Here is a 12,831-nt window from a genome sequence, read left to right as displayed (position 1 = left end):
TTATACAACTATAATTTATTATCTAAGCTTACCCATAAAGTTCGCCATGTGCGCGATTTTAATCAATTGCCTATTCCGTTTTTATGTGTGGCAACAAATATTGAAAACGGAACCCAAGAGGTACTGCAAAGCGGTTATTTGCCCGAGGCTTTATTGGCTAGTTCGGCCTTTCCTAGCTTGTTTTCTCCCGTAGAAATTAATGGTAAACTCTTGATAGATGGTGGTGTGACCAATAATTATCCGGTCGATGAATTACGAAAAATGGGAGCCGATATCATTATTGGAGTTGATGTTCAAGACGACTTACAAAACCGCGATAATTTAAAAGAAGCTACCCGTATTTTGGTTCAAATTTCCAATTTGGAGATGATTGAAAGCATGAAACAAAAGCAAAAACGTACCGATTTTTATATCAAACCCGATATTAAAGATTACAATGTAATTTCTTTTGATAAAGGCCGAGAGATTATTGCGCGTGGCGAAGCAGCAGCCCGGCAATATAAGGATGAATTTATCAAATTGGCGGCCCAAAATTATACGGTTCAAAAGATGGCGGTACAACAAGACAGTTTGCAAATAGACCGAATTACCGTTAACAGTATTAAAAATTATACCCGCGCCTATGTAATTGGTAAACTTGGATTTAAGCAAGGAATGAAGGTGAGTTATTCCGATTTAAAAAATGGGATCAATAAATTAACTGCAACGGGCAACTTTAGTTCAATTATATTTCAATTAAATCCTTTCAATTCAGGGGACGAACTCGAAATGAAATTGGTAGAAAGTAAAAATAAAACATTTTTGCGTTTTGGTTTGCATTATGATGGTTTGTACAAAAGTGCGGCAATAGTCAATTTTACGCAGAAGAAAATGGTGTTTCGCAATGATGTGTTGTCGGCAGACTTTGCTTTAGGAGATAATTTTAGATACAATTTAGATTATTATGTGGATAATGGATTTTATTTTAGTTTCGGTTTAAAATCCCGCTTCAATCAGTTTAATCGTAATGTAAAGACTACAACTAGTAACCGTACATTTTTTAATCAAGAAGGCATTAACTCATTCAATGTTGATTATTCCGATTTTACACAACAAGCGTATTTACAAACCATTTTTGCTCAAAAATTTTTAATAGGGGCTGGTATTGAGTGGAAACACTTACAAATCAAATCCAAGACCTTAGAAGATCAAAAGCAATATTTTGATAATAGTGATTATGCCAGTGTTTTTGGCTATATGAAATATGATTCTTTCGACAACAAGTATTTCCCAAAAAAAGGTTGGTTTTTTAATGGAGAAGTCGATTCGTATGTATACTCATCAGATTATACAAAACGGTTTGATCGCTTTACTATTGTAAAAGGTGAAGCAGCAATTACCCGAACATTTTATAAAATATTCAATGTAAAGTTACAGTCCGAAGTAGGAATATCTATTGGTGAAAATGGTGCACAGTTTATGGACTTTGTTTTAGGAGGCTATGGTTATCAGACGGTAAATAATTTCCGTCACTTTTATGGATATGATTTTATGGGGGCCATAGCCGATAGTTATATTAAATCGCTTGGAACTGTTGATGTTGAATTTTACAAAAAAAACCATGTCAATTTTTCTGTTAATTATGCCAACTTAGGAGATAAATTATTTGAAACTGGCAATTGGTTTTCAAGACCAAAATTTACGGGGTATGCTTTAGGCTATGGTTTAGAAACCATTTTGGGGCCAATTGAGGCAAAATATTCATGGTCACCTGAACAGCCCAAAGGCTTTTTGTGGCTAAGCGTCGGATTTTGGTTCTAGTCGATGCAATGCATAGCTTTTTTTCGTTAAAAACCCTATATTTGAAAACTATAACATAACCAAAATATAATACTATGTCAATTTGGAGAGTCAAACCCGTAGCTGCTTTTGAAGCAGATATGAAGAAAAGTCAACTAAAAAGGGTTTTAGGTAAATGGAGTCTTACAGCCATTGGAGTTGGTGCCATTATCGGAGGTGGAATATTTGTATTAACAGGAACAGGAGCCTATTATCATGCCGGACCTGCGTTAGCGCTTTCGTTCATAATTGCAGGGGTAGCCTGTGTTTTTGCTGCGCTTTGTTATTCTGAATTCGCTTCAATTTTACCTGTAGAGGGTTCTGCTTATGCTTATGCCTATGGTACAATTGGAGAAATTTTCGCATGGATTATTGGTTGGGGGCTTATACTCGAATACGCAATGGGCTCAATGACCGTAGCGGTTTCTTGGTCAGGGTATTTTAACAAACTGCTCAAAATGTTTGGTTTAAAACTCCCCGAATGGTTAACTACAGATCCTGCTAGTTATACAGGCGATGGGTTTTCTATGAATTTACCTGCATTTTTGATTGTATTATTTGTAATCTCAATTTTAATTAAAGGAACGAGTAGTGCTGCTAAGGCAAACAATTTTATAGTTATACTCAAAGTTTCAGCTGTTTTGTTTGTAATTATTGCAGGGTTGTTCTTTATCAATACTCAAAATTGGGATCCATTTATTCCCGCAGCTACTCAAATCATTGAGAAAGAAACAACACACAATGCGTATGGTTTGGCGGGTGTAATTTCAGGTGCGGCTGCTATTTTCTTTGCTTATGTCGGATTTGATGCGGTTTCTACGCAAGCGGGTGAAGCGATAAATCCGAAGAAGGACGTGCCATTTGCAATTATTGCTTCATTATTGATTTGTACGGTGTTATACATTTTGGTATCCTTAGTTTTAACCGGTATGATGAATTACAAAGATTTTAATCCGCTAGGACAATATCCCGATGCAATAAAAGCGCCTGTAGCCTATGCGTTTGATATTGCAGGTCAAGGATGGGCTGGATTTATTATTACAATTGCTGCCACAGTGGGATTGATTTCTGTATTAATGGTTATGATTATGGGTCAGTCTCGAATTTTCTTAGGAATGTCAAAAGACGGATTAATTCCTCAAGTGTTTTCCAAGATTAATCCCGTCTCAGGTACTCCAAAAACAAATTTGATGATTTTAGGCGCCATTATTTCGGTAGTTGCTGCTTTTACACCAATTAATAAATTGGCAGACATGACTAGTTTCGGAACGTTATTTGCTTTTACCATGGTTTGTATAGCCGTTTGGATTTTACGTATAAAACAGCCCGATTTGAAGCGTACATTTAAAGTGCCTGCATTACCAGTTATTGCGATTTCTGGAATTTTAATCAATACGTATTTAATGATTAATTTGAGTTTAGATGCACAAATGTTGTCTCTAGCATGGTTGGCAATTGGTATTCTTGTCTATTTTATTTATGGCAAACGAAAGTCCAACTTGAATAACCCAACAGAATAAAAACTTCAAAATCCAAATTCGAGAGCATTTGGATTTTTTTTTCGATATTTGTTTACATGAAAGGCTGGAATGGATTATTGTACCATCTAAAGTTCCTCATCAAGAGAAATCCTGAGTGAGGGAGGTTCAGTTTTGGTTTGTAACGGGCGCCAGCCCTATGTTTAATACTTAAATTGTAACGATGCCGATTTATCATCAATTAGGAAATATCCCTCACAAGCGACACATTCAGTTTCGCAAACCCAACGGCGAATTATATTATGAACAATTGTTTGGAACCATCGGATTTGATGGAATGTATTCCAACATGTATCATGTACACCGTCCGACACAGGTTAAAACAATTCGCCGCCAATACAGTGTAGCGCCCAAAATTGCGAAAGCCAATAATATTCAATCCTACCGTTTACGCGGTTTTGAAGTACAACCTCAAGATGATTTTTTAGAAAGCCGAAAAATCGTTTTAACCAACGCTGATTGCCATATTGTATTGGCAGCACCTCGCCAATCTACAACCCAGTACTTTTATAAAAACACAGATTCAGATGAGGTGATTTTTATTCACAAAGGTTCTGGAAAATTACGCACTATGATGGGTAATTTAGATTTTAAGTATGGCGATTATTTGGTAATTCCACGCGGAATGATTTATCAAATGGAATTTAATACTTCGGATAATCGATTATTTATAGTCGAATCCCATCGGCCCGTATACACCCCCAAACAATACCGCAATTGGTTTGGACAATTATTGGAACATGCTCCTTATTGTGAACGGGATATTCGCAAGCCCTATGAATTAGAAACCCACGATGAAACGGGAGAATTTTTAATCAAAATCAAAAAGAAAGATGAAATTTTTGATATGATTTATGCGACACATCCCTTTGATGTAGTTGGGTATGACGGGTATAATTATCCTTATGCCTTTTCGATTCACGATTTCGAACCGATGACAGGTCGAATTCATTTACCTCCGCCAGTGCATCAAACCTTTGAGACCGATGCTTTTGTGATCTGTTCGTTTGTGCCACGTTTGTATGATTATCATCCGCAATCGATTCCCGCACCTTATAACCACAGTAATATTGATGCCGATGAGGTGTTGTATTATGTAGATGGCGATTTTATGAGTCGAAACGATGTTGAAGCAGGCCATATATCATTGCATCCTGCAGGAATTCCACATGGCCCTCACCCAGGTGCTGTAGAACGAAGTATTGGTAAAAAAGAAACCCTGGAATTAGCTGTCATGATCGATACTTTTAAGCCGTTAATGGTTACTGAAGATGCACTTGATATAGCCGATGAACGTTATTTTCAATCCTGGTTAGAATAATTCATAAAACAACTTTTGGACGCATTTTGTCCGCTAATACCTTTAATTTAATGTCAAAAGATATACAATCAGTTGAATATGGTCTTGAGAAAATCTTTCAAGGCGCTCAAGATTTCCTTCCTTTATTAGGAACAGATTATGTCGAATTTTACGTGGGCAATGCGAAGCAGTCGGCTCATTTTTACAAAACCGCATTCGGATTCCAGTCCCTAGCCTATAAAGGATTAGAGACGGGCTCACGCGACGAAGTGAGTTATGTGTTAAAACAAGACAAAATTCGTTTGGTATTAACGACCCCTTTAAATAGCAATTCTCCCATCAATGATCATTTGCGTAAACACGGAGATGGCGTAAAAGTAGTTGCATTATGGGTAGAAGATGCACGATCAGCTTGGGAGGAGACCACCAAACGAGGTGCGCGTTCTTTTATGGAACCGACCGTTGAAAAAGATGAACATGGCGAAGTTGTTCGATCAGGAATCTATACTTATGGAGAAACTGTGCATATGTTTGTAGAACGCAAAAATTATGACGGCACCTTCCTTCCCGGGTTTATGGATTGGAAATCAGAGTATAATCCAGAACCGCTGGGTTTAAAATTTATCGATCATATGGTTGGTAATGTAGGTTGGGGCGAAATGAACCAATGGGTGGCTTGGTATGAGCAGGTGATGGGATTTGAAAACTTCTTATCATTTGATGATTCTCAGATCCATACCGAGTATTCGGCCTTGATGAGTAAAGTTATGTCAAATGGGAATGGTCGTATTAAATTCCCTATCAACGAACCGGCTGAAGGGAAAAAGAAGTCCCAAATAGAAGAATATTTGGATTTTTATGAAGGTCCAGGAGTACAACATATAGCGGTAGCTACCGATGATATTATTAAAACAGTATCGGGTTTAAAGGCGCGCGGCGTAGAATTTTTACCTCCACCACCGCAGGCGTATTATGATGAAATTCCAGCTCGTTTGGGGCAACATATGAAAATCATGAAGGAAGACATCAAAGAACTTCAAAAACTATCCATATTGGTCGATGCCGATGAAGAGGGGTACTTACTTCAAATATTTACCAAACCTGTTGAAGATCGTCCTACTTTATTCTTTGAAATTATTCAACGCATGGGAGCTAGAGGATTTGGTGCGGGTAATTTTAAAGCATTATTTGAGTCAATCGAACGGGAACAAGCATTGCGAGGAACGTTATAGTTTTGGGTTTTTATTGCACTATTTATAAAATACAACGTTGTAGTATCGTGTTTTTTAATAATTATATGTTAAAGTCGGCATTTTAGTTGTAATTATTGAAATTGACGCTGTACATTTGTCACTGAAAAACGAATAAAAGACTTTTGTCTTTTGAAAGTAGTAAGTTATTCATAATTTATAGTTTTTTGGTTGGTTAATAGCATAAAAACCCAGTCCTTTTTGGCTGGGTTTTTTTGTTTTTTTACATTTGGAACAGTAATTGTATGCCGTAAAAGACTAAACAGGTTTATTATGAGAAAGTTATTGTTCCTCGGTTTATTGTTTTTTACAGTTGCATTCGATACGCAAAGACCTTCCGCTTACGATGTGGGTGAATGGTTTAAGTTTCGGGTTCATTATGGATTAGTTACCGCTGGATTTGCCACACTCGAAGTAAAAGAAGCAATTCGCAACAATCGAAAAGTATATCATGCCATCGGAAAGGGATACACAACAGGAATGTCCCGTTGGTTTTTTAAAGTAGATGATAATTATGAATCCTACTTTGACAAAGTAACTGGAAAACCGCATCAATTTGTCCGAAAAATTGACGAAGGTGGATATATTAAAAATCAGGAAGGATTTTTCAACCAGGAGCGCAACACAATATTGGTAAAAGATTATAAAAATAATTCAAATAAAACGTTTACCACTCCTGAAAATGTCCAAGATATTGTTTCAACATTTTACTTTTTAAGGAACTACCCAGGTGTAGATCGCATGAAAGTAGGCGAATCGATTAATGTAAATCTGTTTTTTGATGATGAGACCACAAAATTTAAGTTAAAATTCATCGGAAAAGAGGATTTGGAGACTAAATTTGGTGTTGTACCCTGTATGATTTTTCGCCCATTGGTTCAATCCGGAAGGGTTTTTAAAGAAGAAGAAAGTTTGACTGTTTGGATTTCCAATGATGATAATAAAATTCCTGTTCGGATAAAAGCAAGTTTAATGGTAGGATCTATCAAAGCCGACCTTGAAGGATTTAAAGGGCTATCCAATCCATTTGAAATAAAATCGAAATAATGATTGACGAAACCACAAACCAATTAATCCATGCCTTAGACGAAAAGTTTCATGGCATGAAACAAAATACAGCGACCCATTTGGAGGGATTACTTTGGGCCAAGCCCATTACCTATTGGGATTATATTCAAACCGATGCGCTTTTGAATTTGCAAACGCAACGCACACTTTTGCCTGATGAAATGGTCTTCATCATGTACCATCAGGTCAATGAGTTGTTGTTTAAAATGATTCTTTGGGAAATTGATCAAGTGTGTCACGCTTCTGAATTGACCACTGCATTTTTTACTGAAAAGTTACGTCGGATCAGTCGTTATTTTGATATGTTGACTACCTCATTTGATATTATGCGTGATGGAATGGAAGTCGAACAGTACATGAAGTTTAGAAATACGTTGACTCCTGCAAGTGGATTTCAAAGTGCACAATACCGTAAAATTGAGTTTGCCTCTACCGATTTAATTAATTTAATAGATTACCGGTTCCGTGAAACAATTGATCGCAACACCTCCTACCGCAATGCACTTGAGCATTTGTATTGGCAAGCCGCTGGTAAAGATCATAAAACAGGGCAAAAAAACTATTTAATACAAGCGTTTGAAGAAAAATATGATGCAGAATTCCTCCGTTTTATGGAAGAATACAACACCATCAACATTTGGCAAAAATTCAAACAATTACCTAAAGAAGATCAGCAAAATCAAGAGTTGGTTGCAGCCATGCGCCATTACGACCGTACCGTCAATATTACTTGGGTAATGGGGCACTACAATGCCGCTCGAAAATATATTGAAAGTGGACAAGGCTCTGGTGAAGCTACCGGAGGGAGCGATTGGAAAAAATACATGCATCCCAAATACCAACGCCGCATTTTCTTTCCCGAATTGTGGTCAGCAGATGAATTGAAAAATTGGGGGGAGGATTGCTAGTATGATTCAACGACTGCTCAAAATAATGGGTTGCTTAGGCTTATTCTTGTTGCTTTTTTCATGTAAAGACGCACAAGAAGACTATATTATTGAACCTATGGAACCACGCAAGCCTATTGTCGATTTTGGGTTTAATTTTGACGATTACAACGTGCAATTCGATACCATTCGTAGTCAAGATACTTTTGAACGGATTCTCAAAAAGCAAAATTTAGGCGCCCATAAAGTAGCAGAAATAATTGAAAAAATAAAGGATTCAATCCCGCTGTCTGTCCGTTTTATGCGTCCTTATATTTGCCTACGCACAAAAGACAAGTACCACAAACTGCAGTATTTAATTTACCAGCCCAATCGTATTGATTATTATTTAGTCGATTTAACGGATTCAATTGTTGGGCAAAAAAAATCACGACCCTTAACCTTTAAAACCAAAACGATTGCTGGGGCATTAGACGGTTCGTTATCTTCCACATTGCAAACAATGAAAGTCGATCCCGCTTTGTCCAATAAATTATTGAAAGTTTATGCGTGGTCAATCGACTTTTTTAAATTGAAAAAAGGAGACAAATTTGCTGTAAGTTTTACCGAGCGTTATATAAATGATACTATTTTTGATGGGGTTGATAGCTTGCGTTGTGCCTTTTTTGAGTACAAGGGCAGCAAGATTTATGCATTTCCTTTTCAGCAAGAACAAAAAGGGCGTATCGATTATTACGATGAAAACGGGAAAGCTCTTAAGAATTTCTTTTTGAAGGCGCCCTTGAAATATATTCATATTACCTCCCGGTTTTCGCGAAGTCGTTTTCACCCAGTACAATTGCGCTGGAAAGCCCACAATGGCACCGATTATGCAGCACCTACGGGTACGCCCATCATGACTACCGCTACAGGAGTGGTTGAGCAAGCGGGTTATACGGCGGGGAATGGTAATTTTGTTAAAGTGAAACATGACCGCACCTTTTCAACTCAATATTTGCATATGTCACGGATATTGGTTCGACGAGGTCAGCGTGTAAAACAAGGCGATGTTATCGGAAAAGTGGGAAGTACCGGTTTGGCTACTGGACCTCACGTGTGTTACCGTTTTTGGAAAAATGGGGTGCAAGTTGATCCATTGCGTATTTCATTACCTAATGCACAGCCAATGGAGGGAAGAAACTTACCCCGATTTAAAGAACAAATGCGACCGCTCAAACGCGAATTGGATAGTGTTGCGGCATTAACCTTTAAAACAAAATAAAGAAATTATCCAACTCCAACGTTTTCATAGATGTTGAACACTTTTTTTGGTGCACAAAGCAACACGAACCAAATTCTTTTTGTCTAATTTTGTGTCGTAAAATTTTTAATTATGGCCCTAAATACAACTAATCCCACCCAAACACAGGCTTGGAAAAACCTTCAACATCATTTTGTAGCGATGCAAAAGCAATCCATTAAAGCCTTATTTGCCGAAAATCCCAACCGAGCGGAGGAATTTCATTTACAATGGGACGATTTTTTAGTGGATTATTCTAAAAATGCCCTTACGCGAGAAACACTTAATCACTTATTAGCACTAGCCGATGAAGTTCAATTAAATCAAGCAATTGCCGCTTATTTTAGAGGGGATTTAATAAACCAAACCGAAAATCGAGCTGTTCTTCATACCGCATTACGGAATCCAGAAACAGCTGCTATTTGGGTAGATGGACAAAATGTAATGCCCGAAATTTTTGCTGTAAAAAATAAAATCAAAGACTTTACTTCCGAAGTAATTTCAGGAGTTCGTAAGGGGTATACCGGTAAAGCTTTTACAGATGTCGTGAATATTGGTATCGGGGGTTCAGACTTGGGGCCGGCTATGGTAGTTGAAGCCTTACAGTTTTATAAAAACCACTTGAACGTACATTTTGTTTCCAATGTAGATGGCGATCATGTACACGAGGTAATTAAAAAAATCAATCCGGAGACGACTTTGTTTGTTATTGTTTCCAAAACCTTTACTACGCAAGAAACTTTATCTAATTCTGAAACGATTCGTACATGGTTTTTGCAATCTGCACAACCCGAAGATGTAGCCAACCATTTTGTAGCTGTCTCGACAAATATTCAAAAAGTAACGGAATTTGGCATCCATGTTGACAATATTTTCCCAATGTGGGATTGGGTAGGCGGCCGATTTTCATTATGGAGTGCCGTAGGATTGTCTATTGCTTTAGCCGTAGGATTTGACCATTTTGACGCACTTTTGTCTGGAGCCAATAAAATGGATGATCATTTTAAAACGACTCCATTTGAACAAAATATTCCGGTTATATTGGCTTTGTTAAGTATATGGTATAACAATTTTTACGGTGCAGAGAGTGAGGCATTAATTCCGTATACCCAATATCTTCAAAAATTGGCTCCCTATCTCCAACAAGGGATTATGGAAAGTAACGGAAAAAGTATTGGCCGCGATGGAAAACCAGTAAACTACCAAACAGGAACAATAATTTGGGGCGAACCCGGAACGAATTCGCAACATGCTTTTTTTCAATTGATTCATCAAGGAACCAAATTGATTCCGACGGACTTTATTGGATTTGTAAAATCGTTGCATGGTGACCAAAGCCATCATGACAAACTGATGTCAAATTTCTTTGCTCAGACCGAAGCTTTGTTAAATGGAAAATCGGAAACTCAAGTACGGGCTGAGTTTGAAAAGCAAGGAGTAGCACCAGAAAAAGTGTCCTATTTGCTGCCTTTCAAAGTGTTTTCTGGTGATCGACCAACCAATACAATATTAATCCAAAAATTGACTCCAGAAGCACTAGGAAAATTAATTGCGATGTATGAACACAAAATTTTCGTTCAAGGGGTAATTTGGAATATTTTTAGCTATGACCAATGGGGTGTAGAGCTCGGAAAACAATTGGCCAATTCGATTTTGGAAGAAATCAATACCCAAACCATTAAAGAGCACGACAGCTCTACTCAATTGTTGGTTTCATATTTTTTGAAAAAGCGCTAATTTCTAATTTAGAATCAATAGCAATTAGAGCAATCGTATTTTTGGTTGCGTTATTATAAGGTTTTTGCCTATTTTTGTTTTTCACTAAAAATAATAAACATGTTCAATTTTATACAAAAATTTCATTCAGGGTGGGCCTATTTAGCCTTAGCTTTATTGTTGTTTGCTGTTATTAATGCCTTGATGGGGAAGTCATCAGGACGCGAATTTACAGCTAGAGACCGTAAAATTGGATTATTTGCTTTAATCGCATCGCACATTCAATTGGTTGTAGGGCTTGTTTTGTATTTTGGATTTCAAAAAGAGATGCGTCTTTCCTCTATGGAACATCCTATAGCAACTATCATTGCAATTATTTTAATTACTATCGGTTGGTCCAAACACAAGAAAAACGAAGCTTCCGATGCGAAATTTAAATCGTTTTTAATGTTCTATTCATTAGGGCTTCTTTTTATTTTTTCTTGTATCCCTTGGCATTTGTGGTTATAATTTCCGAATTCCAGTAGACAAACAATAGGAATTCAAGGGTGTTCGTTTAAAACAACCTAATTCAAATCTTAACAAGAGCCAAATGAAATCATCAAAAAGCATAATCGTCGGCTTATCGGTAGTATTGGCGCTATTTTTTAGTTATACCTTTACCGCTCAAACGGCTGTAAATCCAGAACTTAAAAAGCAAAAGCCCGATACTATTAAAAAAGTAAAAGTCGTTGTTGAAGAAACTATAGAGGACACTACACTAGTCATTAATGGTAAGTATAAGTTTTATAAAAAGAAAGCACATGCCTCTTATTACGCCGATCGGTTTCATGGAAAACGAACCGCGAGTGGAAAACGCTATGATCGAAATAAATTAACGGCAGCACATAAAAAATTACCGCTGGGCACCTTGGTTCGGGTAACTAATGAATCAACCGGAAAATCAGTGATTGTAGAAATTACAGATCGCGGACCTTTCGCGCGGGGTCGTGAAATCGATTTATCCAAACGTGCTTTTGTTTTGATTTCTGGATCACATAATTCGGGCACTGCTATAGTTACGCTAGAAGTAATTGAAGTAGAGAAGAAATCACCATGAGTTAAACGGGTGTTGCGATAAATACGCATTATAGTAACGATGATCATGAGTTACTTCATCGCCCAACCACTCGGGTTTTTCGTAGGAATCGTTTTCGTTTTGTAATTCGATTTCAGCCAAAACAAGTCCTGTATTTTCTCCTTCAAAAACATCAACTTCAACGATATGTTGCCCCGATACCACTTCGTATCGGGTTTTTTGTATCATCCCTTTTTCACACAACGGTAGTAAGTGTTGGGCTTCCTGCAATGTAATTTCTTTTTCCCATTCCAGCCGACTCAACCCCGAAGCATTGCTTTTGCCTTTAATCGTTAAATAGCCTTTTTCACCTTTAATACGAATACGAACTGTTCGCTCAGGAACCGAGGACAAATAGCCTTGAGCAATAGGAATTGCACAACGACTTTCATTTTTGAAGCGATCGTCTTTTACCAAAAACTTCCGTTCGATTTCTTTCATTTGTTTGCTATTTTGTTCAAAAATAGGAATTAAAACCTTTAGGAGTTACGATTCGATTATAAGAAATTCTAGTAATTTTGAGTCATGCTTGAAGCACTTCACTTCCGTAAAATTATTCACATTGATATGGACGCATTTTATGCTTCTGTAGAGCAAATGGACTATCCCGAATTACGCGGGAAACCCATTGCAGTAGGTGGTAGTGAAGAGCGCGGTGTGGTGTCGGCAGCGAGTTATGAAGCCCGAAAATTTGGTGTTCGCAGTGCCATGAGTGGCGTACAAGCCAAACGGTTATGTCCAGAATTGATTTTTGTTCGCCCACGTTTTGACCGGTATACCGAGATTTCCAAGCGCATACGGGCTATTTTTAGGGAGTATACCGAATTGGTCGAGCCGTTATCACTCGATGAGGCCTAT

Annotated in this window: 11 protein-coding genes and 1 pseudogene; 11 read left to right on the top strand and 1 reads right to left on the bottom strand. The window is 37.5% G+C overall.

All coding sequences use genetic code 11. From position 1 onward, the window contains the following. The 10 genes from Q0039_RS01470 to Q0039_RS01425 form a co-directional block, all read left to right on the top strand. Positions 1–1,800, top strand: a 1,800-nt coding sequence (locus Q0039_RS01470) for a patatin-like phospholipase family protein (RefSeq protein ID WP_297507957.1), incomplete at its 5' end; no start/stop codon positions are given. A gap of 74 nt (positions 1,801–1,874) precedes the next feature. Continuing rightward, entirely contained in the window at positions 1,875–3,338 is a 1,464-nt protein-coding gene (locus tag Q0039_RS01465; protein ID WP_297507955.1) for an amino acid permease, read from the top strand. Between the two features lie 181 nt (positions 3,339–3,519). After that, positions 3,520–4,677: a homogentisate 1,2-dioxygenase gene (locus Q0039_RS01460; protein ID WP_297507951.1), complete on the top strand. Its 1,158-nt coding sequence runs from the start codon at positions 3,520–3,522 to the stop codon at positions 4,675–4,677. A 50-nt stretch (positions 4,678–4,727) separates the two neighbouring features. Continuing rightward, a complete protein-coding gene (hppD, locus tag Q0039_RS01455) occupies positions 4,728–5,888 on the top strand; it encodes a 4-hydroxyphenylpyruvate dioxygenase (protein WP_297507949.1) in 1,161 nt (386 codons plus the stop codon). A 291-nt stretch (positions 5,889–6,179) separates the two neighbouring features. Beyond that, positions 6,180–6,953 (top strand): DUF3108 domain-containing protein, encoded by a 774-nt coding sequence (locus tag Q0039_RS01450; RefSeq protein ID WP_297507946.1) that lies wholly within the window; start codon positions 6,180–6,182, stop codon positions 6,951–6,953. Further along, the gene (locus tag Q0039_RS01445; protein WP_297507943.1) at positions 6,953–7,882 is read left to right on the top strand and encodes a tryptophan 2,3-dioxygenase family protein; all 930 of its coding nucleotides are present in this window, start codon (positions 6,953–6,955) and stop codon (positions 7,880–7,882) included. The genes Q0039_RS01450 and Q0039_RS01445 overlap by 1 nt, the downstream gene beginning before the upstream one ends. 1 nt (position 7,883) lies before the next feature. After that, positions 7,884–9,122 (top strand): peptidoglycan DD-metalloendopeptidase family protein, encoded by a 1,239-nt coding sequence (locus tag Q0039_RS01440; protein WP_297507940.1) that lies wholly within the window; start codon positions 7,884–7,886, stop codon positions 9,120–9,122. 111 nt (positions 9,123–9,233) lie between these two features. Continuing rightward, positions 9,234–10,877, top strand: coding sequence for a glucose-6-phosphate isomerase (gene pgi / locus Q0039_RS01435; protein ID WP_297507937.1), 1,644 nt, complete (start codon positions 9,234–9,236; stop codon positions 10,875–10,877). Positions 10,878–10,976: 99 nt separating this feature from the next. Beyond that, the gene (locus Q0039_RS01430; protein ID WP_297507934.1) at positions 10,977–11,366 is read left to right on the top strand and encodes a hypothetical protein; all 390 of its coding nucleotides are present in this window, start codon (positions 10,977–10,979) and stop codon (positions 11,364–11,366) included. Between the two features lie 82 nt (positions 11,367–11,448). After that, positions 11,449–11,955, top strand: a complete 507-nt coding sequence (locus Q0039_RS01425) for a septal ring lytic transglycosylase RlpA family protein (protein WP_297507931.1) — start codon at positions 11,449–11,451, stop codon at positions 11,953–11,955. Here Q0039_RS01425 and Q0039_RS01420 read toward each other — a convergent pair. Further along, on the bottom strand, positions 11,947–12,414 hold the full coding sequence (locus Q0039_RS01420) for a CYTH domain-containing protein (RefSeq protein ID WP_297507928.1): 468 nt from the start codon (positions 12,412–12,414) through the stop codon (positions 11,947–11,949). The two genes, Q0039_RS01425 and Q0039_RS01420, sit on opposite strands and share 9 nt — an antisense overlap. A gap of 84 nt (positions 12,415–12,498) precedes the next feature. On the opposite strand from Q0039_RS01420, the pseudogene Q0039_RS01415 reads away from it, so the two are divergent. Beyond that, positions 12,499–12,831 (top strand): annotated as a pseudogene (locus Q0039_RS01415) (DNA polymerase IV); the annotation flags it as partial.

The sequence above is a fragment of the Flavobacterium sp. genome (genome assembly GCF_027484945.1).
GTDB lineage: Bacteria > Bacteroidota > Bacteroidia > Flavobacteriales > Flavobacteriaceae > Flavobacterium.
The sequence above is the reverse complement of the archived record's forward strand: the minus strand, read 5'-3'. Positions and strand labels throughout refer to the sequence as shown.

Bases quoted from the DNA above. Each gene is read 5' to 3' on its own strand.
- Q0039_RS01465 (WP_297507955.1), top strand. From the start codon at position 1,875: ATGTCAATTTGGAGAGTCAAACCCGTAGCTGCTTTTGAAGCAGATATG.
- Q0039_RS01460 (WP_297507951.1), top strand. From the start codon at position 3,520: ATGCCGATTTATCATCAATTAGGAAATATCCCTCACAAGCGACACATT.
- hppD (WP_297507949.1), top strand. From the start codon at position 4,728: ATGTCAAAAGATATACAATCAGTTGAATATGGTCTTGAGAAAATCTTT.
- Q0039_RS01450 (WP_297507946.1), top strand. From the start codon at position 6,180: ATGAGAAAGTTATTGTTCCTCGGTTTATTGTTTTTTACAGTTGCATTC.
- Q0039_RS01445 (WP_297507943.1), top strand. From the start codon at position 6,953: ATGATTGACGAAACCACAAACCAATTAATCCATGCCTTAGACGAAAAG.
- Q0039_RS01440 (WP_297507940.1), top strand. From the start codon at position 7,884: ATGATTCAACGACTGCTCAAAATAATGGGTTGCTTAGGCTTATTCTTG.
- pgi (WP_297507937.1), top strand. From the start codon at position 9,234: ATGGCCCTAAATACAACTAATCCCACCCAAACACAGGCTTGGAAAAAC.
- Q0039_RS01430 (WP_297507934.1), top strand. From the start codon at position 10,977: ATGTTCAATTTTATACAAAAATTTCATTCAGGGTGGGCCTATTTAGCC.
- Q0039_RS01425 (WP_297507931.1), top strand. From the start codon at position 11,449: ATGAAATCATCAAAAAGCATAATCGTCGGCTTATCGGTAGTATTGGCG.
- Q0039_RS01420 (WP_297507928.1), bottom strand. From the start codon at position 12,414: ATGAAAGAAATCGAACGGAAGTTTTTGGTAAAAGACGATCGCTTCAAA.